28 protein-coding genes and 1 other RNA gene are annotated in these 23619 nt (G+C 40.4%); 7 read left to right on the forward strand and 22 right to left on the reverse strand.

Going from position 1 to position 23619, the window contains the following annotated elements; translation table 11 throughout:
• Positions 1–95: 95 nt before the first annotated feature.
• Positions 96–451, reverse strand: a transfer-messenger RNA (tmRNA) gene (ssrA, locus tag ACXJIN_RS07260).
• A gap of 108 nt (positions 452–559) precedes the next feature.
• Between ssrA and ACXJIN_RS07265 the strand changes: the two genes are divergently transcribed.
• From ACXJIN_RS07265 to ACXJIN_RS07275, 3 genes are all read left to right on the forward strand, one after another.
• Positions 560–1615 carry a glycosyltransferase family 4 protein gene (locus ACXJIN_RS07265; protein WP_456400864.1) on the forward strand — a complete coding sequence of 352 codons (1056 nt, stop codon included), beginning with the start codon at positions 560–562 and terminating at the stop codon, positions 1613–1615.
• Positions 1602–3254, forward strand: coding sequence for a nucleoside kinase (locus ACXJIN_RS07270; RefSeq protein ID WP_456400957.1), 1653 nt, complete (start codon positions 1602–1604; stop codon positions 3252–3254). The genes ACXJIN_RS07265 and ACXJIN_RS07270 overlap by 14 nt, the downstream gene beginning before the upstream one ends.
• Positions 3255–3350: 96 nt before the next feature.
• Positions 3351–5870: an adenosylcobalamin-dependent ribonucleoside-diphosphate reductase gene (locus ACXJIN_RS07275; RefSeq protein ID WP_456400865.1), complete on the forward strand. Its 2520-nt coding sequence runs from the start codon at positions 3351–3353 to the stop codon at positions 5868–5870.
• 50 nt (positions 5871–5920) lie between these two features.
• Here the strand turns inward: ACXJIN_RS07275 and ACXJIN_RS07280 are convergent, their stop codons facing one another.
• The 14 genes from ACXJIN_RS07280 to rpsF all read right to left on the reverse strand — a co-directional run bounded on the left by ACXJIN_RS07280 (position 5921) and on the right by rpsF (position 13008).
• Positions 5921–6151: a hypothetical protein gene (locus tag ACXJIN_RS07280; protein ID WP_456400868.1), complete on the reverse strand. Its 231-nt coding sequence runs from the start codon at positions 6149–6151 to the stop codon at positions 5921–5923.
• Positions 6148–7248 (reverse strand): alanyl-tRNA editing protein, encoded by a 1101-nt coding sequence (locus ACXJIN_RS07285; RefSeq protein ID WP_456400870.1) that lies wholly within the window; start codon positions 7246–7248, stop codon positions 6148–6150. The genes ACXJIN_RS07280 and ACXJIN_RS07285 overlap by 4 nt, the downstream gene beginning before the upstream one ends.
• Complete coding sequence (locus ACXJIN_RS07290; RefSeq protein ID WP_456400872.1) at positions 7245–7595, reverse strand: YraN family protein; 351 nt, start codon at positions 7593–7595, stop codon at positions 7245–7247. The genes ACXJIN_RS07285 and ACXJIN_RS07290 overlap by 4 nt, the downstream gene beginning before the upstream one ends.
• On the reverse strand, positions 7585–7872 hold the full coding sequence (gatC, locus tag ACXJIN_RS07295; protein WP_456400874.1) for an Asp-tRNA(Asn)/Glu-tRNA(Gln) amidotransferase subunit GatC: 288 nt from the start codon (positions 7870–7872) through the stop codon (positions 7585–7587). The genes ACXJIN_RS07290 and gatC overlap by 11 nt, the downstream gene beginning before the upstream one ends.
• A complete protein-coding gene (gene csrA, locus ACXJIN_RS07300; RefSeq protein WP_456400876.1) occupies positions 7856–8098 on the reverse strand; it encodes a carbon storage regulator CsrA in 243 nt (80 codons plus the stop codon). The genes gatC and csrA overlap by 17 nt, the downstream gene beginning before the upstream one ends.
• A 4-nt stretch (positions 8099–8102) precedes the next feature.
• Positions 8103–8522, reverse strand: a complete 420-nt coding sequence (gene fliW / locus ACXJIN_RS07305; RefSeq protein ID WP_456400882.1) for a flagellar assembly protein FliW — start codon at positions 8520–8522, stop codon at positions 8103–8105.
• A gap of 9 nt (positions 8523–8531) precedes the next feature.
• Positions 8532–9077 (reverse strand): hypothetical protein, encoded by a 546-nt coding sequence (locus ACXJIN_RS07310; protein WP_456400884.1) that lies wholly within the window; start codon positions 9075–9077, stop codon positions 8532–8534.
• Complete coding sequence (locus ACXJIN_RS07315) at positions 9078–10007, reverse strand: SPFH domain-containing protein (protein WP_456400959.1); 930 nt, start codon at positions 10005–10007, stop codon at positions 9078–9080.
• 16 nt (positions 10008–10023) lie between these two features.
• Positions 10024–10461 (reverse strand): NfeD family protein, encoded by a 438-nt coding sequence (locus ACXJIN_RS07320; RefSeq protein ID WP_456400885.1) that lies wholly within the window; start codon positions 10459–10461, stop codon positions 10024–10026.
• An 8-nt stretch (positions 10462–10469) separates the two neighbouring features.
• Complete coding sequence (locus ACXJIN_RS07325; RefSeq protein ID WP_456400961.1) at positions 10470–11309, reverse strand: MBL fold metallo-hydrolase; 840 nt, start codon at positions 11307–11309, stop codon at positions 10470–10472.
• Positions 11310–11314: 5 nt separating this feature from the next.
• Positions 11315–11773, reverse strand: coding sequence for a 50S ribosomal protein L9 (gene rplI, locus ACXJIN_RS07330; protein ID WP_456400886.1), 459 nt, complete (start codon positions 11771–11773; stop codon positions 11315–11317).
• A gap of 63 nt (positions 11774–11836) precedes the next feature.
• Positions 11837–12064: a 30S ribosomal protein S18 gene (rpsR, locus tag ACXJIN_RS07335; RefSeq protein ID WP_456400887.1), complete on the reverse strand. Its 228-nt coding sequence runs from the start codon at positions 12062–12064 to the stop codon at positions 11837–11839.
• Between the two features lie 21 nt (positions 12065–12085).
• A complete protein-coding gene (locus ACXJIN_RS07340; RefSeq protein ID WP_456400888.1) occupies positions 12086–12535 on the reverse strand; it encodes a single-stranded DNA-binding protein in 450 nt (149 codons plus the stop codon).
• Complete coding sequence (gene rpsF / locus ACXJIN_RS07345) at positions 12532–13008, reverse strand: 30S ribosomal protein S6 (RefSeq protein WP_456400889.1); 477 nt, start codon at positions 13006–13008, stop codon at positions 12532–12534. Before rpsF ends, ACXJIN_RS07340 begins: the two co-directional genes overlap by 4 nt.
• A gap of 342 nt (positions 13009–13350) precedes the next feature.
• Here rpsF and ACXJIN_RS07350 point away from each other — a divergent pair, with 342 nt between their 5' ends.
• The gene (locus tag ACXJIN_RS07350) at positions 13351–13641 is read left to right on the forward strand and encodes an ArsR/SmtB family transcription factor (protein ID WP_456400890.1); all 291 of its coding nucleotides are present in this window, start codon (positions 13351–13353) and stop codon (positions 13639–13641) included.
• On the forward strand, positions 13642–14556 hold the full coding sequence (locus tag ACXJIN_RS07355; RefSeq protein ID WP_456400891.1) for a cation diffusion facilitator family transporter: 915 nt from the start codon (positions 13642–13644) through the stop codon (positions 14554–14556).
• 7 nt (positions 14557–14563) lie between these two features.
• On the opposite strand, the gene ACXJIN_RS07360 is transcribed toward ACXJIN_RS07355, so the two are convergent.
• From ACXJIN_RS07360 to ACXJIN_RS07390, 7 genes are read right to left on the reverse strand one after another with little or no spacing between them, the layout of a single operon-like run.
• Complete coding sequence (locus ACXJIN_RS07360; RefSeq protein ID WP_456400892.1) at positions 14564–15916, reverse strand: proton-conducting transporter transmembrane domain-containing protein; 1353 nt, start codon at positions 15914–15916, stop codon at positions 14564–14566.
• Positions 15906–16247, reverse strand: a complete 342-nt coding sequence (locus tag ACXJIN_RS07365; protein WP_456400893.1) for a sodium:proton antiporter — start codon at positions 16245–16247, stop codon at positions 15906–15908. Before ACXJIN_RS07365 ends, ACXJIN_RS07360 begins: the two co-directional genes overlap by 11 nt.
• Positions 16244–16927 carry an MnhB domain-containing protein gene (locus ACXJIN_RS07370; RefSeq protein ID WP_456400894.1) on the reverse strand — a complete coding sequence of 228 codons (684 nt, stop codon included), beginning with the start codon at positions 16925–16927 and terminating at the stop codon, positions 16244–16246. The genes ACXJIN_RS07365 and ACXJIN_RS07370 overlap by 4 nt, the downstream gene beginning before the upstream one ends.
• 1 nt (position 16928) lies before the next feature.
• Positions 16929–17681, reverse strand: a complete 753-nt coding sequence (locus tag ACXJIN_RS07375; protein WP_456400895.1) for a hydrogenase subunit MbhD domain-containing protein — start codon at positions 17679–17681, stop codon at positions 16929–16931.
• Positions 17660–17962, reverse strand: a complete 303-nt coding sequence (locus ACXJIN_RS07380) for a cation:proton antiporter (protein WP_456400896.1) — start codon at positions 17960–17962, stop codon at positions 17660–17662. Before ACXJIN_RS07380 ends, ACXJIN_RS07375 begins: the two co-directional genes overlap by 22 nt.
• Complete coding sequence (locus ACXJIN_RS07385; RefSeq protein WP_456400897.1) at positions 17963–18193, reverse strand: hypothetical protein; 231 nt, start codon at positions 18191–18193, stop codon at positions 17963–17965. It abuts the gene before it with no gap.
• A 32-nt stretch (positions 18194–18225) separates the two neighbouring features.
• Entirely contained in the window at positions 18226–19299 is a 1074-nt protein-coding gene (locus ACXJIN_RS07390; RefSeq protein ID WP_456400898.1) for an endonuclease/exonuclease/phosphatase family protein, read from the reverse strand.
• A gap of 155 nt (positions 19300–19454) precedes the next feature.
• Here ACXJIN_RS07390 and ACXJIN_RS07395 point away from each other — a divergent pair, with 155 nt between their 5' ends.
• Together ACXJIN_RS07395 and ACXJIN_RS07400 are read left to right on the forward strand one after the other, a co-directional pair.
• A complete protein-coding gene (locus ACXJIN_RS07395; protein WP_456400899.1) occupies positions 19455–21650 on the forward strand; it encodes a metallophosphoesterase in 2196 nt (731 codons plus the stop codon).
• A gap of 112 nt (positions 21651–21762) precedes the next feature.
• Positions 21763–23502, forward strand: coding sequence for a sensor domain-containing diguanylate cyclase (locus ACXJIN_RS07400; RefSeq protein ID WP_456400901.1), 1740 nt, complete (start codon positions 21763–21765; stop codon positions 23500–23502).
• The last annotated feature ends 117 nt before the right edge of the window (positions 23503–23619 follow it).

Below are 23619 nucleotides of genomic sequence, written 5' to 3' on the forward strand. Positions count from 1 at the left end.
TTTATGGGGAAAGTATCGGTGGAAGCGACAAAGGTGGAAATGAATAATTTCATCTTTGAAGATTTCAAGTTCAAAATCGCATGATTGAGCTATTCTGGTGGAGGCGACGGGAATCGAACCCGTGTCCGAAGTGCGCACGCCATGAACGTCTCCGAGCGCAGTCCACGTTTTAATGTCGCATTTTCACCCGCGTGGACGCGGTTGAAAATGCCAAGTTTCCTCCACTTTCCCCTCGCAGCCGGAAACAACTCTGCAAGGGTAAGATTGGATCTTTGACGCTTTACCCGCTTCTCCAATCAAAAAGCGGAAAGCGGCTGCTATCTTCTATTAAGCAGCAAGTGCGTAATCATTATTGACGCTTATTTTTGCTTCTGCCTTTATTTACGAGGAGACAGAAAACCTCGGCTCGCTTTTCATGTTTTGCGCACCCCGTCGAAACCATTTCGCCCCCACTTGTATTCTACCACACATACAACAAAGACTGTATTTTTTAGAAAAGATTGGTGATATAATTTATAGTTGTTTTTGCCAATCCATCATCGTTGAAAGGAGATAGAAGTTGGATAAATTCGTCGTAGCTATCGTGTCTTTCTTGATCACTTTGCTCCTTACTCCATTAGCCATAAAGCTTGCAAAAGCCCACGATTGGGTAGATCTTCCAAATGAAAGAAAAATCCATACCGTTCCCATGCCAAGAATCGGAGGCGTTGGTATATTCTTGGGTATAATCGCCGGGTTACTCGTGACGTACTACTATCACCGCTTGAATTGGATTCTATGGATGGCGGCAATATCTACACTCATATCCTTGATGGGCTTTATCGACGATGTAAAGGGATTGTCTTTTAAGGTAAAATTTCTTGTCCAAATAATTGGAGCCGTGTTGGCAATTTGGTCGGTGGGAGTAAATATTCCTTTCATCACAAATCCATTTACCCACGCCAAGATAAGCTTTGGAATTTTTGGACCACTTATATCTGTCATATGGATTGTTGGTATAACGAATGCGATAAATCTTTCAGACGGTTTGGATGGTTTGGCCGCCGGTTTGAGCGCCATATCCGCCCTTACGTTGGCAGCCACATCTTCAAAAACTGAGATGGCAGTGGCTTTGGTAGCGTTAGCCGTTTTTTCATCTGCCATCGGTTTTTTGAGGTATAATTTTCATCCGGCCAAAACTTTTATGGGAGATACTGGAAGCCAGTTATTGGGATTCATGTTGGCGATTTTGGCGATAAAGGGTTCCTCCCTTTCGGCATCGACACTATCGCTCGCCATACCATTGTTGGCAATAGGAATTCCAATTTTGGATACGACGTACGCTTTCATAAGAAGAATGGTGAGAAAAGGAAACCCTTTTCTTCCAGACAAGATGCACATTCATCATCAGCTTTTAAGCATAGGCTTTTCACATGTTGGAGCTGTCTTGTTCATGTACGCGGTGAGCGGCGCTTTGGCAACAATAGCCATTGTTTACAGGGGAAAGCACGAACTGACTTTGCTGGCTTCTTATTCGGTAATTGCCATCGCACTTTTGGCATTTCTTAAGGTTATGAGAGTGAGAAGCTATAAGAGAAATGGAGGTCGAGAAAATGGAAAAGATGCTAAAGGTTAAAATTTTAAAAACTGGTGAAACGGTTGAATATCCTCAGGGGATAACATTGGAAAGCATAGCTAAAGAATACGAAAATTTGTACACATCGAAGATCGTGGCTGCAAAGGTTAACAACGATATAAGAGAGCTCTTTAAAACGCTGGAACGTGACGCGCAGATCGATTTTATAGATCTCACAGATGAAGATGGAGTAAGGATATACCAACGTGGTCTAATGTTTATAACGTACATCGCGGCACGTGAAATCTTTCCATCCAAAACGTTGAAAGTGAAACATTCTTTGGGAAAGGGACTTTATTGCGAGTTTAAAGGATGGATTCCAACCGAAAAAGATTTAAAGAAGTTAAAAAGCAAGATGAAGGAACTTGTTGAAAAAGACATTCCTTTTGTAAAAGAAGAACTTTACAAATTTGACGCTTTGGAGTTGTTCAAGAAAAATGGCTTAAACGACAAAATAGAACTTTTGAAGTACAGGACCAAATCGACGATAAACATTTATTGGTGTGGAAAGTATTTCAACTATTACTACGGTCATATGGTTCCATCCACTTCATACGTGGATCTTTTCGATCTCGTCAAGGTGGACAAGGGTTTTGTGCTCGTTCATCCGGATATCACCACCCCCAATGGACTTCCAAAGTACGTTCCACAACCCAAAATGGCAAAGGCTTACGATGATAGAGAAAGATGGGCTCAGATCGTGGACATGGAAACAGTGGGAGATCTCAACAAAATAATAGCGGATAACCGATCAAGAGAGCTCATAATGATGTGCGAATTGCTACATGAAAAGGAGATATCTAAGATAGCCGATGCCATAACGCAAAGGGGAAATGTAAAACTCGTTTTGATATCCGGTCCATCTTCTTCTGGGAAAACAACTTTTTCCAAGAGGCTCGCACTTCAGTTAAGGGTAAATGGTTGGGAACCAATTCCGATATCTTTAGACGATTACTTCGTTGAGAGGGATAAAACTCCAATCGGACCAGATGGCAAACCGGATTTCGAATCCATAAAGGCTTTGGATCTGGAATTATTCAATCACGATTTAAACGCGATATTCGAAGGGAAAGCGGTTGAACTTCCAAAGTTCAACTTCAAAAAGGGTAAGCGTGAGTACACCGGCAAAGTTTTAAAACCTTCAAATAGAACCATTTTGATAGTGGAGGGTATACACGGATTGAATCCAACTCTAACCTCAAAAGTAGATGACGCTTTGAAGTACAAGATATACGTGAGTGCTTTAACCCAGATGAATTTGGATGGAGATAACAGAATACCCACCACGGATGTGAGAATAATAAGAAGAATGGTAAGAGATTACAATTTTAGAGGTCATGATGCTTTGAAAACACTCGAAATGTGGCCCGCCGTTAGAATGGGAGAAGAAAAGAATATCTTTCCTTTTCAAGAAGAGGCGGACATCATGTTCAACTCATCGCTTCCTTATGAACTGGCCGTTTTGAAGAATTTCGTGACCCGCTTGCTTTTGCAGGTGGATAATTCCACGCCGTATTACAGTCAGGCAAGAAGACTCATAAGGTTTTTGGATTACTTCCTTCCGATTATGGATCTCGATGTTATTCCATCAACATCTTTAATTAGAGAGTTCATAGGGGGAAGCTACTTCCACTATTGATCCTTTCTTATAGAAACCGAAACTATAGCGCTACATGTAGTGTACATTCAAAATGGTATACTACATGTAGCGCTTATTTTAGGGAGGTTGTTTTGAATGTTAAACGAAATAATAGAAAATTTTTCAAAAGTTGAGCCAAGTGAAAACGCGCAGCGCATATTAAAAGAAAGGTACTTTTGGAAGGATCAATCGGGGGAATTCTTGGAAAAAAGCTGGTCGGACGTGGCAAGGCGTGTCGCGAGGGTTATTGCAACCGCTGAATTAAAAAGCCCAAGGCTTGAGCCAAAGAAGAAAAACGAAAAGCTCAACGAGGTGAAAAAATGGGAAGAGATTTTTTTCAAAATCTTGAAAGCGAGGATTTTCATTCCCAACAGCCCAACTCTCTTTAACGCTGGCAGTGGTGTGGACATTCATTTGTTGCAAAAGAAAATGGATGAAATGGCGCTCGAAGATTACGAAAAGATCTACTCTTCAAGGAATCATCTGCATATGTTAAGTGCGTGTTTTGTGGTGCCGGTCGAAGACAGCATCGATGGAATATTCGACGCCGTTAAGAATTACGCTTTGATAACAAAGGCTGGAGGTGGCGTTGGTTCTAATTTTTCAAGATTAAGACCAAAAGGCTCATTTGTCGCCGGAACTTCCGGAAGATCATCTGGACCTGTCAGCTTCATGCACGTATTCAATTCAGCCATAGGAGTAGTCGAACAGGGATACAAAAGACGTGGGGCACTTATGGGAATATTGAACGTGGATCATCCGGATATAAAGGAATTCATAGAAGCGAAGAAAAACAACACCGGTGATTCCGTGCTGAAATTCTTCAACATTTCGGTTGGAATACCAGACAAAGAGAAAATATTAAAAGCTTACGAAAATGACGAAGAAATAGAGCTTCATCACGAGAAATCTAACAAACACGAGAAATTGAAAGTCAGGCAAATATTGTCCGAAATTGCCGAAAACGCGTGGAAAACTGGCGATCCAGGGCTTGCCATACTTGACGAAATGAACAAATACAACGCTCTCTATCCTTTTAGGAAAATAGAATCCACCAATCCTTGCGGAGAAATAGGCTTACCACCGTTTGAAGCGTGCAACTTAGGCTCCATCGACGTGGCGAAATTTTACCGCAACGGCGCTTTCGATCACGAAGCCTTCAAAGAAGTGTCTTCGATAGCGGTAAGATTTCTTGACGATGTTATAGATGTTAACGTCTTTCCTTTAAAAGAAATAGATGAGGCGGTGAGAAATTCAAGAAGGCTAGGACTTGGTATCATGGGCTTTGCAAATCTTCTGTACAAGTTAAATATCGCCTACGATTCTGAAGAAGGCAGGAAATTCGCATCTAATCTTACCGCTGAGTTGGCACTTCAAGCGCACAAAACTTCTTACGAGTTAGCGCTTGAAAAGGGGAATTTCCCACTTTACGATAAAAGCCGCTACGCGAATGAGAATGGATTTGTACCTTTCGCAATGGGAAGCTCGGATATGGATAAAGAAATAAGAGAAACTTTCAAAACTATTTCCAAAGCTCACAGAAACGTGGCGGTTCTCACGGTCGCCCCAACAGGTTCCATTTCGAATATCGCCGATACTTCATCTGGTTTGGAACCAAACTTTTTGTTGGCGTACACAAGGTACATGACGAAGTCAGACGGAAGCAAAGAGGCGTTGCTCTACGTAAATGATGTGCTCGTTGAAAGACTCGGAAATTCTCTAACGCAAGAGTTAAAAGAAAAGATAATAAAGGAAGGAACTCTTAAAAACTTAGAAGGTATTTCACAGGACGTAAAACGCGTTTTTGTTGTGAGCCATGACATATCTCCTGACGATCATTTGAAGATGCAAGAGGCTTTTCAAAATTACGTGGACAACAACATTTCTAAAACCATAAACCTTCCAAATTCGGCCACTGTCGAAGACGTTTTAGATATCTACATAAAAGCCCTTCGCTCAAACGTGAGAGGTGTAACGATTTACAGGGATGGCTCTTTGCAAACTCAGGTTTTAAATTCAAACAAAAAAGTGAAAACGAAAGACGCGCCCAAAGTGAAATTCTTCATTCTGGACGAAAATCACAAATTGAGGGCTCGCCCAAGAAAGGAAACTCTAAGGTCCGTAACACGAAAGTACAAACGAGAAAGTGGAACTACATACATAACGGTGAGCTTTGATTCTTCCGGCGAAGCCATAGAAGTTTTCGTATCCAATGGGGGGGAAACGGCTGAAATAATTGGGCGTTTGACATCTGTCGCTTTGCGTTCGGGAGTATCGATAGAAGAAATACTCGAGCAGCTTCAAAAGGTAAAGGGAGATTATTCTAAAGGAGTGGCCCAAGAGATCAAAAAAGCGATAGATGATTTTTCCAAGCTCTGGGGAGAAAGTTATGAAGAAGATGAAGAAGAGATAATTCACATCGATGGCTCTCGAAAAACTCCAGAAGAAGTTGAAAAATTCGTTGTTGCCAACGGCTTGAAATGGTACAACGATTACTACATAGACGACGAGGGAAACACGTACTGCCCGGTCTGCCTTTCAAAGAATTCTCTTGTGAGTCAAGAAGGATGCGTAACCTGCATGAACTGCAACTGGTCGAAATGTACTGTGGGATGAGAAATAATAAGGATAAAGAAAGCCTCGCTTAATCGCGGGGCTTTTTGCTTTCATTTCTTACGATAAAACCTTATTTTGTGAACGTGAATGAACGATTTTTCACTTTCAAAAACTATGGTATCCGGTGTTAAAGTCGTAAGCCAGGTGTCAAGTCCCGTGTGTTTTGATTCAACGTGATTTATCTCTACGGAGTATTTCCTTATGAAAAAAAGCACGCTTAACACCACTGATGACGTGTATATCTTCGCTATATACGTTAAAATACGCAAGACCTTTATCATTTTCTCTGAGAAAAGTCTAAAAAAGCTTCCTTAAATTTGGAAAAGTCGCTGAAGTTAAAACGGTAAATCGGTCCTTTTCCACCACCTTTAAATCCATGGCCTTTTGCCCAAGAAATCACGTTTTCTTTCGCTTCATTTGGTAAACAAACGCTTGCACTGCTCGATGAAATTTTCAAAACATAGGCAACGTCTTGCCTTAAACGGGTAACAAATGACGCGACCATCTCGTCAATTTCCAAAACATCGTTTTCTTTTATCCCGTCGGCTATGAATTTTGCAAGTTCTTGAGAGAGCTTTTTCAACTTAACATTTTTTTCTTTCATCTCGGAAAGGGATTTCTTAATCCTTTCTTCCAAATCTTTCCACGAAGCGTCAAATAACTTTGAACTTCTTTTGAGAATCGCATCCCTGTGTTCACAATCGACAAGTGCCCTCTTTCCAGCGACAAACCATATTCTTGTGAAGCCTCCCTTTACACGCTCCGAATGGACGATTCGAACACTCCCTATTTCGCCGGTCTTCGAAACGTGAAAGCCCCCACACGCGTTTAAGTCGAATTCTCCTATTTTTATGATTCTGATATTTCCAGCTTCAAGGGCCTTTGATGAAACCTTTCTCAACTTGTACTTTTCAACTTCAGATGGTGAAACAATTATCTCTTCTACTGGCAGATCGCCCAATATGACATCGTTTGAAAGTTCAACGATCTTCTCCAAATTCACGTCTGAATCGAAATCAACGGTGGTGTAATCTTCTCCCATGTGAAAGCCAACCGTTTCAACGTCAAAAAGTTTTTCGGCCGCGGCGGAAAGGATGTGTTGCGCCGTGTGTTGGCGCGCCACTTCCTTTCTTCTTTCCACATCTACCTTTGCCATAAAAGTTCCTTGGGAGATTTCTTTATCAACTTCAATTCTTTCATTCCACACGTAAAGAACTTTTGCATTTCCTATAAATCCTCTATCACCAAGTTGCCCCCCTTTTCCGTCCGGATAAAACAAATTGGGGGAAATTTCGACGTACTTTTTCTCATCTTCACTCCAAAAATTCAAAACTTCTACTTCAAATTCATCAGGGCCCGTGAAATGCGTCTTTTTCACCTCCAAAAATCTTTGGCAACATCTTTAAAGTGAACTACTTTTCTTTCTTTTGATATCGATATAACGTCTATTCTGTAACTCTTAGCTTCCAAATTCTCATTCCTTCTCAAAAAAATCTGCGAAGTGATCAAAATTCTTTTAAATTTCTCTCTGTTAACACGCAGGTAGGCATCTTTCGAACCGTACTTAACCTCCACGAATACCAGAACTTTTCCTTTCTTTGCGATAATGTCTATTTCTCCATATCTTGTTCTAAAATTCCTGCAAATTATCTTGTACTTCGCCCTTTTTAGGTAATCACATGCCAGATCTTCACCGAATTTTCCCAGTGAGGAGCTACTTGGCATGAATGGAAGAAACGGGTATCAAATTGTTCTCAAGCTTTGGTGCCTCTTTCAGTATCTTTGAAGAATCAAATGGAATCGGGCGATCTTCACGTGGTTCCATATTCATTTCAACAGGGCTCCTCATGGCATCGTAACCATCCACGTTTACTTCGTCTAAAAGCTTCATGTAGTTAAGAATATCTTCCATATCTTTTTTTATCCTTTCAACTTCATTGGCTTCTAGCTTTATCTTCGCAAGATTTTCCAGATGCTCTATCAGTTCATTCGTTATCTTCATTTTCTTCACCCTTTCCAAAAAGCTCTCTTGCGCGTGAAATGTTGAAGTCTTTTGCTTCCACATTCGCGCTCGCTATCTCTTTGTAAAGTTCTTCTCTCAATATTCTAACTTCCTTGGGGGCTTCTATTCCGATTTTAACATCTCCATGCTCAATATCAAGTATGCGTATTTTCACGTTGTCTCCTATTATTATTCCTTCTGAAATCTTCCTTCTAAGCACGAGCATGATATCACTTCCCAGACTTCAGGGGATGCCTAACTTGATATCTTTCATCCTCCAGTATAACTTGCTCTCCTACTCCCTTATCCAGATTTATGACTATTGGGGCAAGTGTGTTAACGGTTACATCTTTTGAATGGAGGTCCATAACAACGAGCACCAAAACGCGATCCTTCTTAGGATTTTCGAGTTCTCTCAAAATTTCTTCGTTTAGCTCGAAAGAGTAGTCACTTATCACAATCCATGGATCGACAACAGGTAAAGCTATTCTCTCGTCCTCCAGAGAAACAAGCCACTTTATTGGTTCTGTATCCGCACGTGAAACCAGACAGAACCTTCTCAAATGTTCAAAACCTGGCATTCCATTTTTAAAAAGGATTATCTCTTCCCTATCAATATCCAAAACTCCCAATTTGGTTTTGTATTCCACGTTATCACCTTACTCTTCCTTGTGATTTTTAAGTATGGAAATCACCAATCCCACGATTACAAAAACAATTGAAGATATCAAAAACATGTTGCTCAACGTCTTTACTTTCTCGTATTTCAATATGTCATACCATATCAACGCGATCCACTGAAAAACGAAGAAATTAATCGCCCCACTTAACCATACTCTCCTAGTTTTTGGAAACAAATACCTTATGGCATACTCTTCCCTTGTGTATCCCAAAGAAAGTATGGTAGTGCGGTGAACGCTATCGTACTTGTCTATACTGGGCGCAACGTAATTTGAAATGTACACGAAAGCGGCAAGTACCATAATGGCCCCTCCGGCAACTTTTTCCACAGCGTAAGAGAGATATATCCCAAAGAGCATCATCCCGATTGGAAAAAGATCGTGAAGATACTTTAAGAGTCCTTTGCTAACGCTTTTTTTATCAACAACTTTCCCGCGCACGTACCATACGGCCACTATAAAGCCAGCTATCGTCACTAAAATTGATTCTATTGAATCATTCCTCAAAAACATTAAAATGTTCAACTAAGATTTTTCCTCCCCCTCGTTCTTTTCGCTATTAACCTTTTTGAACATTTCTCCAACGGCACCAAGGCTTGAAAGTATTCCAGATGTTTCAAAGGGCAAGAATATCTTCGTTGCTTTTCCATTTGCGATGGTTCCAAGAGCCTCAAGATATTTTACCGTTAAAAGATCTGGCGTTGGGTTCCCTGAATGAATGGCATCAAATACTTTCATTATGGCTAAAGCCTGACCTTCTGCTTCTATTTGCAGTTTGTACTTTTGGGCGTCCGCCATCTTTTCTATGGCAGCGGCCTCTCCCTCGGCTTTTAAAATGGCAGACTTTTTTTGTCCCTCCGCTTCCAGGATCTTAGATTGCTTTATTCCTTCAGCTTCCAATATAGCGGCCCTTTTGGTGCGTTCGGCTTTCATCTGCTGGCTCATCGCGTCGGTGATATCCTTTGGCGGATCTATTTTTTTCAATTCAACTCTTGTTATCCTAACTCCCCACTTATCTGTCGCTTCATCAAGCACTTCTCTCAACTTCGCGTTAACTTTTTCTCTGGAAGTTAAAGTCTGGTCTAATTCGAGCTCGCCTATGACATTTCTCAAATTCGTTTGGGCAAGTTTAACGGCTGCTGACTCAAAATTTTTGACGTTATAAACCACTTTAAAAGCGTCAGAAACTTCGTAATAAATTATCGCATCAACAGCTACGACAACGTTGTCTTTGGTTATAACTTCTTGTGGCGGCACGTCTATAACGTGCTCTCTCATATCCACTTTTATCATTCTATCAAAGAATGGAACGATGAGATGAAGTCCGGAATCAACCTCTTTTTTAAACTTTCCCAACCTTTCTATCAATCCTTTTTCGTATGGACGCACGACTTTTATTCCCGTAATGGCCAATATGAGCAAGAAAATGAAGATGACGACAGCGATAACGCTTATTCCCATAATACTCATTTCATTTCTCCTCCCTTTCCACTTTAAGCAAAGTTCCCTCAACTTTAAGAATTTTCACGTAATTGCCAATTTCAACGGTAGAACCATCCGAAGTCATTGCACGCCATACTTCGCCATTCACTTTCACTTTTCCGGTGTTTTCCAATTCGTCTATACGCTCCACAACAATAGCACGCTTTCCAATTATATCGTCGATGTTTATCTTTTTTGGAGAATCATGATGCATGAACAATTTTAGAACAATCGGCCTGGTGAAAATGAGAAGAACAGCAGAAACTGTTATAAAAATCACAATTTGAACTGTAAAACCAAACCACACTGCGGAAAGGCTAGCGGCAAATGCGCCTATACCAAACCAAAAGATGAAGAATGAAGGGATGAATATCTCCGCCGTACAAAACACTATTCCCAAAATCAGCCACATTACCAAAAAAGGCATTTTCCACCTCAATTCAAGGTAAAAATCCTTGACGGATGAACGTACATCACCGGAATATCTATTCCCACTTCCTCTATCGATTTGTTTACCAATCGCTTAACTTTTCTCTCATAACGCGTCGAAATGTGGTAAAGAATTAACGACTTAACGTTGGCTTTTTTTGCCAGATCAAGCACTTCTTTGACGGAAGAATGATTGTTTCCCTTTCTGTCCCTTTCATCTAAAAAAGTCGATTCGTGCACCAAAAGATCGCTTTCAAAGGCATTTTCCACATTTATTGGAATGGCATCTCCGCTAACGGTCAAAATTTTTTGCTCGTATTCCCTCGTTATAGTCTCCCTTCCAACCTTTCTAACCAACTCCATTATATCTCTTTGAGAAAGCCCCTTGTACTCATCCTTGAGCTTTTTCCTTTTTTCGTAAATGTTGTATCCAAAACTCACTTCACTTAGAGTATGGTGTGTTCTGAATGGCCTTATAACTCTTTGAGCTGAACCGGTTCTGTGAAGGACAACTTCCTCTCCTTCTTCTAAGGCTCTTATCGTCAAGTTGTACTTCAAATCACTGTTCACTTTCAAAATGAAATCCAAAAACTCTTCTACCGATTTTCCACCCTTTGGATAGTAAATCTCCAACGCTTTTTCTTTGTCCCCCATCGCGTTGTTCCTGGTGTTAACCAGTCCCCACAGTCCGGCAATGTGATCCGCGTGCCCATGTGTTATGAAAACACGCTTAACAGCAAACGCTTTGTTTCCCAAAAAAGTGCTCGCGCCTTCGCCACAATCTATAAGCATTCTGTCCGGCGAATAATACATCCACGTCGAATAAAGGGCTTTTGACGATATCATTAGCTTCAATTTTCTTCTGTCTCCTCACGTTCCACCCTGACTTTTATCTTACCGGTTACACCATTGCCAAGCTTGATCTTGATATCGTGAACTCCCAAGCTCTTTATGGGTTCCATTTCCACATCTCTTTTATCGAAAGTTTCCCCTAAATATTCGGAAATCTTCTTTGCGACGTCTGAAGACGTAACGGCGCCATAAAGTTTTTCACCTTTTCCCGCTTTGGCATGAATTACCAATATATTTTTCATAAGCTCATTGAGCTTTTCGTTGGCTTTTTTTATCTCTTCCTGACGCTTTTTTTCTTTTATCTTATTTTCCATTTCAACCTTTTTTACAACATCAGGAGTGGCAACAACCGCCATTTTTTTAGGTATAAGGTAATTCCTTGCGTAACCGTCAGAAGCTTTGACAATTTCGCCACTCTTTCCGAGTCCCTTAACATCCTGCAACAACAAAACCTTCATCTTAATCGCCCCCAGTGATTCTAAACTCCAAAATACTTTAAGAGGCCGATATACGGCCTCTTTTCAGTTCTTCGTGTAAGGTAACAAAGCCATCTGCCTTGCCCTTTTTATAGCCATAGAGAGCATTCGTTGGTGTTTGGCGCACGTTCCTGTTACTCTCTTTGGTAATATCTTTCCCTTATCACTCATGTACTTCTTTAAGAGTTTCACATCTTTATAATCAATGTATGTAACTTTATTTGAACAAAACGTGCATTTTCTTTTCTTTCTTATTCTTGGCTTTTTTGCCATATTTTACACCTCCATAAATTATCAAAAAGGTATTTCGTCGCTGTCGTCACCTTCAAAGCCTTCGCCTTCGTTTATGTCCTCTGCATTGTTGTCTTCTAAATTATCATCGCTGAAGCTTTCTTCATTTGAAACATCAACATCATCAACGTTAAAGGTGCTTCCTCTTTTTTCCATTATCTCAACTCTGCTGGCTACGATCTCGGTATTGCTTCGCTTTTGACCCGTGCTATCCTCCCACACGTTATTTCTTAAGCTTCCATCAACCAGCAAGAGTGTTCCCTTTTTTACGTAAGTGCTGACGAATTCCGCACTTTTTCCAAAACAAACTATTCTGAAGAAATCCGCTTGTTTATCTTTCCCATATCTGTTAACGGCAAGCTGAAAATTAACAACTTCCGTTCCATTTTGGGAAATTCTCATCTCTGGTTCGTGAGTTATCCTTCCAACAAGAATTACCTTGTTGTAATTCAAGAGTTTTCACCTTCATCTTTCGTTTCTTGAGTTTCTTCCTCATCCTTCTTTCCTTCAGAAGATTCAACAGGTTCAACATTTTCAGATTCTACCTGTGCGGTGTTTTGTCCCATTTCTCCCGTTTCTGTTACATCTTGACTTTCACTTTTCTTCGCTTCTTCCGCCTTTTTTTCCTTCTTTTCTAAATCTTCTCTTCTGAAGATCATCCATCTGAAGATTTGTGGCGTGATCCTGTACATGTCTTCTAATTCTTTTACGTGTTGAGGTTCCGCCTCAAAAATTACAACCGTGTAGTCTCCCTGTAGGAATTTATCAACCCTAAAAGCGAGCTGGCGAATTCCCCAGCGGTCAAAGTTTCGCACCTTTCCTTTGACCTTTTCTTCGATCCATGTCTTGACTCTATTCGCAAGATCGTTTCTTGCATCGTCTTCGACATTAGGATCGATGATGAACATCGTTTCGTAAATCCTCATTTTTTTACCTCCCATGGACTTATTTGGCCCTGCTCAACTTTCAGCAGAGCGGGCGAAAAGATTATAGCATCTTTTTCAAAAGAATTCTTTATATTTTCTTTACACGTCTTTAAGCGAGGCTCTTTGGTAAAATTACAAGGTCTTTTAAAAGGTGATGAACCCTCCTCGTCAACCACGTTACCACTCTTCCCGGTTTTGTGAGAAGAATCAGGAAAGCTACTTTCCAATTTTGAAAGTGACAACGGAGCTGTTAGAGCCTTCGATATTAAAAGTCAAAAGGAAAAAATGAACGAAAAAATTACTCCTTGACTTTTTAAAAAATATATCATATAATCATGATATATGGATATAAAGACTATAAATTCTATGGCAAACCTGGCAAGGCTTTTTGGAAACGAGTTGAGAATAAAGATCCTAATGTTTCTCTTAGAAAAAAAAGAAGCGTGTGTTAACGAAATAGTACAAGGATTGAATCTCAAACAGTCAACTGTTTCCAATCAATTGAAAATTCTTAAGATGGGAAAGATCATAAAAATGCGAAAGGAGGGAAAAAAGATTTTCTATTCTCTGGCCGATTTGCATATTTCGGTCATCCTGAAAACCCTTAGGGATCACGTAAAGGAGGACGAGTAAATGGGACATCATCACCATCATGAACACATACATGGCGTTGAGGACGATGCTTCCAAAGCTTTATGGATAAACATCATTTTGAATTTCTTAATAGTGGCTTTTGAGCTGTCTTTTGGAATTCTCGCATCGAGTTACGCGCTTTTGACCGATTCGCTGCATAATCTAGAGGATGCAGGAGGAATGGCTTTAAGTCTTTTCGCTCACAAAGCTTCAAAAAAAGAAAAGAATGAAAAGAAAACATATGGATACAAGCGTGCGAGGATAATAGCGGCCCTTATAAATTCGCTAATACTACTCATGAGTTTCGCATTCATAGGATACAAAGCCGCTGTAAGGCTCATTCATCCAGAGGCGGTCAACAGTGAGATGATAATATGGGTTGCTTCTGTGGCGCTTGTTGCCAATTTCATAGGAACTCTTCTTTTGTTTGCACATTCTAAAGGAGATCTAAACATAAAAGCCTCTTTCATTCACATGCTTTCAGACTCTCTAAACTCCGCTGGAGTAATAGTGGTTGGAATTTTGATAAGCCTGTACCATTGGTATTTTCTGGATCCCTTAATGACTTTTGCCATAATAGCGTACATCACATACGAATCTTTTGAAATAATCAAAAGCTCCATAAACATCCTTATGGAAGGAACTCCAGATGATCTGGATATCAAAAAAATGAAGGATGAAGTGGAAAAGATAAAAGGAGTTTCCTCTCTGCATCACGTTCATGTATGGAGTTTGGACGGCGAAGATAAACTTATGGAATGCCACGTGAGAGTTTGTCCAATGAGTACAAGTGAAGCAGATAGAGTGCGAAACGAAGTTACACACTTGCTCTCTGAAAAATACGGTATAACACATCTAACAGTTCAAATGGAAGAAAAATCGTGTGCTAACGAATCTCTTATAGTAAAAAGTTGAAGCTGTTCTAAATAATAATCACAAATGCCATTATAACGAGGGCCCATAACTGATAAGCGATTCCTTCTTCCAAACCGAATACATCTTTCAAAGGCGGCAAAGCTGCCTTTTTTTCAATTAAAAATCCTGCAGTTGCCCCGACACCTGCCGCTATCAATATTTTGAATATCGAAACACCACCAAATGGCATGAAAAAACATAACGACAGAAGCGCTCCTTCAAGCAAAAACTCAAAAGGAGAAAACTTCCATTTCAATCCTTTGAACAATTTAACAAGGTACATTGAAGTTAAGAAAACGGCTAAAAGGGATAAAGTTGGAAAAGCTTCCTCAAAGTCCATCTTCGCAAAATATCCAGCCAACGGTGGAATGCCAATTAAAGAAAATGCGCCTAAAGTAGTTGAAAATTTTCCGTTCCTGGAAAAAAGCAATGCCTTTGCATTTGAATGGGCAAAAGCGTACAGCGCAGACGCCAATGGTGAAAGGCTTAACATGGCCACAGCTATACCCATCTGGGAAGTTGTGGAAAAGGCTAATACCCTTTTGGGCTTTTTTTCAAAAAATGCGTAAATTCCTCCGCCAAACGCGGAAAAAAGTCCAACGATCACGACGAACTCTTTTAACCTTTGGGGAAGAAGTGGATAGATCCTAACTATCCCAAAAAGGCCGGCATTCACAGCCGCTCCCGAAAGCAACATTGAAACCGGCGTTTCTGACATGGAATGTACGTCTATGAGCCAGGCGCTTAATCCCAAAACTCCGCTTTTCACCAACAGCGCCATCACCACAAACATCAACGCGAAAGCGGAAAGCTTTTCATTTTGCAAAGCACCAATGGAGAGCACTCCCGTTTCGGAATACAAAAGTATCATACCGAAAAGATAAAAAGCCAAAGCTATCGAACTCAAAAACATGTATTTCAGCGCTGCCCAAATTCTCGCTGGTTTTTCGCCATAGCCAACCATAAGAAAAGATATCAAAGAAGTAAGCTCTACAGTCACGTACATGTTGAACAGATCGTTGGAAATGAACAACGCGTAAAGAGAAGCGAAGAGATAATCCATTAAAGAGTCCATAAAGCTGTCCCATCTTTCAAAGCGCGCTTTAACACTAACCCAAACTGTGAGAAGAGACAGTATAAACCAAAAAGAAGTCGAATCGTACCTTACCTCAACACCTACAGCCGAACTCCATTCTCCCACAACAAAAGTTGCAGGTGATTGAAAAAACAAAATGTAGGACACGCAAGTTGAAATAAGTACTATTTCAAACCACATCAACCATCTTTTACTGGTAAAAACTCTGATCGTGCCAAAGAAAGCCGCCAAAAGTACCGGAGAAAGTAAAATATCAGTGCTCATCTTTTTCTATCCTCTTTTTAAGCTTCACGGCGTCAGTGGTGTGATAAACACTCGAAAGGTAAAGCACAAAAACCAATGAAAGAGCAGAAACGACGAATCCCACCACTATAGAAGTTATTATCAAAGCCTGCGGCAAGGGATCTACCCTTTCTACTGGTAAAGTAAGCAAAGGGGGCAATTTTCCATTGTATCCAAGCACAACAAATGATAGTGTCACTCCCGTTTCCATTATACCTATCCCTATGAGTTTTACCATCAAATCCCTCTTTATCGCAACAATCGTTATGCCTATTGCCATTATCACAATTGAAAAGAAGACTTCTGCGTTCATATACTTTCCTTTCTTTTTGAGAATTCGTAAAAGATGATCCAAGCTCCCACAAAAACCTTAAAGCCTATCGAAGAGTTCAACAAAAGCGCTCCCCTTCCGCTGAAAAAATCCCCCACTTTTCCAACACAAAATCCCGGGGAGAAAAAGCCTCCATGGATATTTCCGAATATCACGTAGATCAGCATCACAAAAATGACAAGATTTTCCAGAAACTCGAGTTTCATCTTTTCCGATAAAGCGTGTACTTTCGCTGATCCTAATGCCAAAGTTAAAACAACAACGCCACTTGCACCTATTGCTCCGCCACTAAAAGCGCCTCCGGCTTGAAGATGACCCGTTAAGGCCGTGTAGCTTCCCCAGACGATCCCAGCAATTCCAAAGGCGAAAAGTTCAAGACGCACCAGTGATGACTTGTCTGGCACAATTTCCCCACTTTCTCTTATCCTTTTAGAATAAAACACCACACCACTCACGGCTACGGAAAAGATCAGCAATTCAAAGAGCGTGTCGTAAAGTCTGAAATTAAGGTAAATGGCGCTGACTATGTTAGCGCTCCCATCGTACATCTGTGTGACCAAAGGGTAATGGTTGGCGTTGTGAGATGGTATTTTTACAAAATATGCGAATGAAAGCAAAAAAATCAACGAAAAGATTATGGTAAAGATGAAAAATTTCCTCATGTTACCTTACATGCCTTTCTATCATGGTATTCAGTTCTCCACTTTCTTTTAACTCTTTTAGGTATTCGTTGAGAGAATCAAAAAGTTCTTTCTCATCGGCGACAACTCCAAAAGAGTAAAAAACCCCTTTCACCTCTGAATGTAAAGGTGGCATTTCTTCGTTTGAAAATGGCAAGGACATGTACCTTACCAAATCGATACTGAGCCCTTTACCTTCATTTTCATGAAATTCTTTGATCGCTCTTTCAAGTTCTCGTGTTGTTTTGAAGCCGCTTTGCGTTTCATTTCCAAAATTGAATACTTTCGTTTCTAAAAAGCCTTCCGTCATTCGTATATTTTCGTTTTTCATGGTACTCAAAAGGGCAGCAGCAGCTACCTCTATTTTTCCACTTTCAAGCATCTTTAAAATCTCGCCTTCATCGGATTTTACTATTTCCAGCTTGAGTTCGTGGCTTTCACAATAACGCCGTATTATCTCAATTTCAAGCTCGTCAAGATCTCTATCAATTTCAGCCAAACCTAGCCATAATTTTCCACGATGCTGAAGAGTTACCATGTACAAAAACAATGTAAAGACCAATCCAATTGACGCTTCTGCAAGAGCCACATCTGGAGCGGCGTACATGGAAAAAAGAACAACCGCCGTGATTGAAACGGCACCGTAGGTCAAAACCGCTGAAGTTCTGTCTTTCAAAAACAAGATAGAAGCGGAAAGACCTATCATTATGAATATCAACGTTTCTGTGAGCGCCATTTTTCCTCTTCCACCTTTATCTTATCGTGAATGGCTCCTCTCGCCAAAAGATGAGTTATGGCTGGACCTTGAAGCACGATCACAACTGCAAGAACAAAATAGATGAAATGATGTGAAGAAAATATCCCAAACGCGATCAACAGCGTGCCCGCCCCGATGACATCGGCAACGCTTAAAAAATGAAGGCGAACGTAATAATTCTTCATAAACGTTCCAGCCAACGTTCCCACGATTATCAAAAATAGAGAAAACCAGATAAGTATTCCTTTGATTATTTCCATTCATTCCTCCAAGAAATGCGACAAAACCGCCATGCTTCCAAGTGAAAGCAGCAGCAAAATTAACGCCACGTACGCAATGTAGCTCATATTTTCTTCCAGAGATAAAAATGAAAGAAAAATGGCGAATTTCGTCGTTAAAGAGACAAAACCGGCGATTCTATCCCAAATCGTCGGCCCTTTAATCAGTCTGTACACAGGCAAAATTGCCACCGTAAAAAGGATTATTCCCATGCTCTACCTCGTTAAAATTTGATAACTTTCGATCACCTTTCGAGCTCAACTTCCATTTCCACTGGATTATGATCGCTGTATTTAAAGTTCAAATCGAACGTCTTAACGGATAAGATTTTCACATTTGGCGAAACCAAAAAACCGTCTATGATCGTGGTGAAATTTTCACCCTTAACGTATGGCTTTTCATCGGAGCGCAGGCTCGGTGTGGAAGGATCATACGCCCATTTCCATCCTTTGGGCGTCCAGTTTTTTGGAAAGTTTATGTATATTTCAAGGTATTTCAACGGCGTTGTGAATTTGAAATGGTGTAACGTTATGCCTGGCATCATGTTGTTCCAATCCCCCGTGACGATAACGTAATTTCCCTTTTCGTACTCTGAAAGTATGAATTTTTTCAAATAATCAAGCTGTTTCTTTCTTAAAGTCCCACCTTTATCAAAAGCGGAAAGATGCAAATTCACGTACACCAACTTTTTGGACGAATCTTTCACGTTGTACCAGCTCGCTATGAAACACCTTTTTAGCTGAAAAAGGTTAACGGGCCATTTGTAATCTCCAGGAAAAGACCATCTTTCCACTTTAAAGGGTTTGTACTTCGTGAAAAGGGCTATGCCAGATTCAACTTTCCCCATGGGATGGGAAACCGGCACGGGAACAAAGTTGACTTTGTAATTCAAAGCGTAATAACCAAAGTAATCCTTTAACATCTTGGAGATTTCGGATATTTCATTTATTCCATAACTTCTCGCTGAATTCTCATCAACTTCTTGTAAAGAAATGAAATCTCTTTCGTGCGTTCTTATGAAGTTTTCTATGCCAGCCACGTTTTTTTGAACTACTTCTTTGTTTTTAGGCATGGACATTGTACCGCCATCCATGAAAAAATCTTCAGAAGCGTCCAATCCAGCGTACCCTATATTCCATGTTAACACTGAAAAACTCTTTGGCACCGCCGATTCAAAAATTCTGGGGCTGCTTATGGCGCCAAGTTCCATAACTTTGGGTGGCGAATAGATCGTTACGGTGGAAAAAAGCAAAAAAGCGCCTAATACTCCAAGAGCAGCAACCAGCGTCCAAATCAATACGTTAAGGACATATTCCACTTTTCTCTCCCCCTCTTTTATTCACTATTTGCAAGGTGCCAATATAATACCTCATTAATACACGCATTGTCAAAATTATAAAAATGTGATACAATTATATGCTACGTATTTTAAACTTTCAACACATCTTCAATAAAAAAAAAGGAGGTAGTAATATGCTAAGAAAAAGCATCATTTTGATCGCTATCCTTGCGATGGCAATCACGCTGTTCGCGGCAACAGCCTTCCAAGTTACATCGCCGTCTCAGTTGATAGGTGGACCAGCAGCGTCCGGACGTGTGGGAGATTACATTCTCCAAAATTCATCAATAAAAGTTTTGATAGGAGCCAAAGACAATTTCCATGGCTACATGAAAAGCGGCGGAAACATACTTGACGCTTCACTCGCGGGGGTTAACAACGATCTCTTTGATGAAGTTCACACGTACTACGGTTGGCCAAAACAGGCAATTTACACCAAAATATTCATAAAAGACGATGGAAGTAGGAGTGGAAACGCCATCATAGAGGCGGTTGGATACAAGAATGACATGCCTTTTGTCAAAATCGATACGACATACACGCTTGCGGGAAATTCAAATTACGTTGTCATAAGAACTACCCTCACCAACACCTCAAAAAAAGATGTGGGACCTTTTGTCTTTGGAGATGCCGCCTTTTTCGGTTACGCAAGACCGTTCCTTTACGGAAATGGTTTCTCATTTAAAAACTTCAATTCTCCATTGGTGGCGGGCGTCGGAAACGGAGTTTCTTACGGTTTCACGACAACAGAAGTTAACCCGGCAACGGGAAAAATGAGACCAGTTCACATAGCCTACATATACAGCGATCCCGAAATACTTCCAAAAACCGTTTTGAAAGCTGGACAATCGATCACTTATGAAAGAGAATTCATAGTGGCTCCCACTCTTGCGGATGTTGAAAAGACAGTTTTCAATTTGAGAAAGATGCCATATTTCACTTTAAAGGGTAAATTAGTGGATATTTTCGGAAATACCGTTCCTTTTGTAAAAGTTGTCGTTAAAGCGTCCAACGGTTTAACGATAAGCGAAACGGAAACCAACGCCGCTGGAGAGTACACGCTTTATCTGCAGAATGGAAATTACACGCTTGGAATCGATCAAGCGGGATACGTAATGCCCACGAAGTCGTTTGAAGTTTCTTCAAACGGAAATCTCCCAACTTTCGTTGTTAATTACGTTAAAAAGAATTCCTTCGTGTGGCCTGTGTACTTGACAAACGTTTCAACGGATTCCGTCTTTGTCAACCTCAAAACCTTGCTTCCTTCACAGGTAACTGTTAAGTACGCCGAAAGCTCTTACTACAAAGCTCATGGCACATTTAACGAAGAGCTTTCTGAAAGCGCTCCAAAAATCTACCATCACTTGAAGCTCACAAATTTGAAGGCGAATACGGAATATTCTTACATGGTCGTCTCTAAAGATCCAGTTACTGGCATAATGAAATCAAAAGTGTTTTCCTTCGTTACAACGCCACAGGACGACTCTTTGAAAAACTTCTCATTCGTCGTTTATGGCGACACAAGGACTTTCCAATTGAGAAACAAGCTCGTTTGCGATGCCATCGCAAAAGATCCAGCCCACCCGAGAATCGTCTTCAACATCGGTGACTTGACAATGGACGGTAGGGTATTGGCAAATTGGAACAGATTCTTCTGGGCAATTCACGATTTGGCAGCCAACGTGCCGTATTACCCAATACTTGGAAACCACGAATACAACTCTTCTTACTTCTATGATGCGTTCCCGCTTCCAAAAGGTGGAGGAACGGACGAAGAAGAATGGTACAGTTTCAACTACGGACCAGTACATTTCATCGTTTTGGACGCTGACGTTATATTGATGGAAAAAGATCCTGCAAAGATGCAGAAGCAAACGGATTGGCTCATAAACGATCTGAAAGCGAATAAAAACGCCGAATTCAAAGTCGTGATATTCCATCAGCCATTCTGGACAAATACAACAGGTGAAACTGGAAATCCAGAATTGGTGAAGTACTGGAAAAATGTTTTTGAGAAATATGGAGTTAACATAGTCTTCAACGGTCATTATCACGCTTACGAAAGATTCGTGGTTAACGGCGTTACATACGTGACAACAGCCGGTGGCGGAGCGCCAATGTACCAGTTGAAACCAAAAGACAAATGGTGGCCATTTACCGTTAAATCGATTGCCGATATTCATCATTACACGTTAGTTCAAGTCGAAGGAAACAAGATGGTCGTAACTGTCAAAGGCGTCTTAAAACAGATAAATGACAAGCAGGAAAGCGCCTTCAAGCCTTATTCTGGCATACTCGATCAATTCACTATAGAATCTTCTTCGCATTGATTAAACCATTAAGTGTAAAAACAAAAGGGCCAATTGGCCCTTTTGTTTTGCTTTTTAACATTAAAAATTGTAAAATACCTAGGTGTAAAAAATTCATGAATCGAGGTTAAAAATGCGAGAAGACGTAAAAAATTCGATACGTGATAAAATTCTATGGCTTTCTATAATAGGACTTGACGCTCTTTACGTGTTTTTGATCCTCAACGAACACTTTCCCGCCATCAACAACTACACGTTATTCTTTATTTTATCACTCGCTGCCTATCTGATGGGTTCTTTTGCCATAGCCACATTTTCAAATGATTTTACGGTTGTCCCGCACTTTTTTGCAATATTTCCAATGTTAATACTTTTCGATCCGGTTTCAACTTCGCTTATCGCTTACCTCACCGTGCTTTTTGCCTATCGAAAACATGACGCGCGCGCGCGTCTTTTTGGAAGCGTACAATACGCTCTGGCGTATTATTTCGCAGGTCTTACAATTCAAAAATTTGGTTGCAACTTGGTTGGCATCATTTTGGCACTTCTCGTTTTCAAAATTATAAACGCCGTCTTGGTAGACCTTTGGTACGATTTTTTGAGATCAAGGATGAGAAAAATAAAAATTTTGATAAAAGGCTTTTTTATGGAACTCGGATTTTTTTCAATGACCATTCCAATGGTTGTGGCTTTTCCTTTGGTCAAAAATAACGTTACGCTGGAATTTTTAGTCATATATTCTCTCATTTTTCCACCGGTTTTTGTCAAATTTCTCGCAGTTCAAAGCATTTCAAATAGGGAACTGAAAAGCGAAAAAGAGCAACTGTCAAAGAGTGTTCAGAGATTGAAAAGGATACTTGAAGTTTCCCAGATGTTGAAAGTAAACATGCCTTTGAAAGAGTTGATGATGAGAGTGGCGGCCATAATTCATGACGATCTGGGCTGGGAGTACGTTTTGGTAAGCATGGTAACTCCAGATGGAAGGATTGAAAGGATAGCTTACGCTGGTATAAGCGAAGAAGAATTCAAACGTCTCAAGAAGAACACGCCATCTTTACAGTTCATAAAATCTTTGATGAAGGAAAAATACAAAATATCGAATTCCTACTTTATCCCCCAAGAAGCTAAAGAAATTTTGCCTCCAGAATCATCCTTCGTTGGCAAATACGAAGAAAGGAAAGATGAAAACGCGTGGAAAGAGATGGATTTATTATGGATTCCGATAACGGATAGAATGGGAAAGATGGTGGCTTTTATCTCACCTGATAAACCTATAAGCGGAAAGCGCCCAACTTTAGAAGACGTGACAATTCTTGAGATCTTTGCAAACCAGGTTTTTATAGCGCTGGAAAATTCAAGTGAATTCGAAAAATTGCAAGAAAAAGCGATAAGGGATGGTCAAACCGGTCTTTACAATCATACGGAATTTTACAACAAGCTCGAAGGCATTATTCAAAATGATGAAAAATTCTGCCTTGTGATGATAGACATAGACGATTTCAAATTGGTAAATGATACTTACGGTCACCAAATGGGAGATAAAGTTATAGAGTACATTTCCGAAACTATAAAACGTTCGATAAGGCACGGTGATGTAGCAGCGAGATATGGCGGAGAAGAATTTGTGATAATATTCAGGGGCATGAATAAAAGAACCGTAAAATCTATAGCTGAAAGGCTAAGAATATCCGTTGGAAGCGGTAATTCCCCAGTTAAAGTTACCATCAGCGTTGGTGTGGCATGTTATCCCGGCAATGCGAGTACTTCCGCGGGTATAGTTGCGGAGGCGGATAAAGCTCTGTACATGGCAAAATTAAGCGGTAAAAATACCGTTGTGCTTGCCAACGCCAACAATAAGAAGAAAAACTACTAATCCATCTGAGTTGAGCTTCAAAAAAATTATTTTTCGTGATATTCAAGCGCAACATAAGTTAATCTTTTCATTCGAAGGCATTTTTATGAATATGTCCTTCATGGCGTGTGTACAAAC

This window comes from Mesoaciditoga sp., from assembly GCF_054006115.1.

Bases quoted from the DNA above. Each gene is read 5' to 3' on its own strand.
- ACXJIN_RS07395 (WP_456400899.1), top strand. From the start codon at position 19,455: ATGCTAAGAAAAAGCATCATTTTGATCGCTATCCTTGCGATGGCAATC.
- ACXJIN_RS07385 (WP_456400897.1), bottom strand. From the start codon at position 18,193: ATGGGAATAATCCTTTTTACGGTGGCAATTTTGCCTGTGTACAGACTG.
- ACXJIN_RS07360 (WP_456400892.1), bottom strand. From the start codon at position 15,916: ATGAGCACTGATATTTTACTTTCTCCGGTACTTTTGGCGGCTTTCTTT.
- ACXJIN_RS07270 (WP_456400957.1), top strand. From the start codon at position 1,602: ATGCTAAAGGTTAAAATTTTAAAAACTGGTGAAACGGTTGAATATCCT.
- rplI (WP_456400886.1), bottom strand. From the start codon at position 11,773: ATGAAGGTTTTGTTGTTGCAGGATGTTAAGGGACTCGGAAAGAGTGGC.
- ACXJIN_RS07275 (WP_456400865.1), top strand. From the start codon at position 3,351: ATGTTAAACGAAATAATAGAAAATTTTTCAAAAGTTGAGCCAAGTGAA.
- csrA (WP_456400876.1), bottom strand. From the start codon at position 8,098: ATGCTCGTGCTTAGAAGGAAGATTTCAGAAGGAATAATAATAGGAGAC.
- ACXJIN_RS07350 (WP_456400890.1), top strand. From the start codon at position 13,351: ATGGATATAAAGACTATAAATTCTATGGCAAACCTGGCAAGGCTTTTT.
- ACXJIN_RS07400 (WP_456400901.1), top strand. From the start codon at position 21,763: ATGCGAGAAGACGTAAAAAATTCGATACGTGATAAAATTCTATGGCTT.
- ACXJIN_RS07320 (WP_456400885.1), bottom strand. From the start codon at position 10,461: ATGCCTTTTTTGGTAATGTGGCTGATTTTGGGAATAGTGTTTTGTACG.
- ACXJIN_RS07370 (WP_456400894.1), bottom strand. From the start codon at position 16,927: ATGAGGAAATTTTTCATCTTTACCATAATCTTTTCGTTGATTTTTTTG.
- ACXJIN_RS07290 (WP_456400872.1), bottom strand. From the start codon at position 7,595: ATGCCAAGTAGCTCCTCACTGGGAAAATTCGGTGAAGATCTGGCATGT.
- ACXJIN_RS07280 (WP_456400868.1), bottom strand. From the start codon at position 6,151: ATGATAAAGGTCTTGCGTATTTTAACGTATATAGCGAAGATATACACG.
- ACXJIN_RS07325 (WP_456400961.1), bottom strand. From the start codon at position 11,309: ATGATATCGTCAAAAGCCCTTTATTCGACGTGGATGTATTATTCGCCG.
- ACXJIN_RS07365 (WP_456400893.1), bottom strand. From the start codon at position 16,247: ATGAACGCAGAAGTCTTCTTTTCAATTGTGATAATGGCAATAGGCATA.
- gatC (WP_456400874.1), bottom strand. From the start codon at position 7,872: ATGAAGATAACGAATGAACTGATAGAGCATCTGGAAAATCTTGCGAAG.
- ACXJIN_RS07375 (WP_456400895.1), bottom strand. From the start codon at position 17,681: ATGGCGCTCACAGAAACGTTGATATTCATAATGATAGGTCTTTCCGCT.
- ACXJIN_RS07355 (WP_456400891.1), top strand. From the start codon at position 13,642: ATGGGACATCATCACCATCATGAACACATACATGGCGTTGAGGACGAT.
- rpsR (WP_456400887.1), bottom strand. From the start codon at position 12,064: ATGGCAAAAAAGCCAAGAATAAGAAAGAAAAGAAAATGCACGTTTTGT.
- ACXJIN_RS07380 (WP_456400896.1), bottom strand. From the start codon at position 17,962: ATGGAAATAATCAAAGGAATACTTATCTGGTTTTCTCTATTTTTGATA.
- rpsF (WP_456400889.1), bottom strand. From the start codon at position 13,008: ATGAGGATTTACGAAACGATGTTCATCATCGATCCTAATGTCGAAGAC.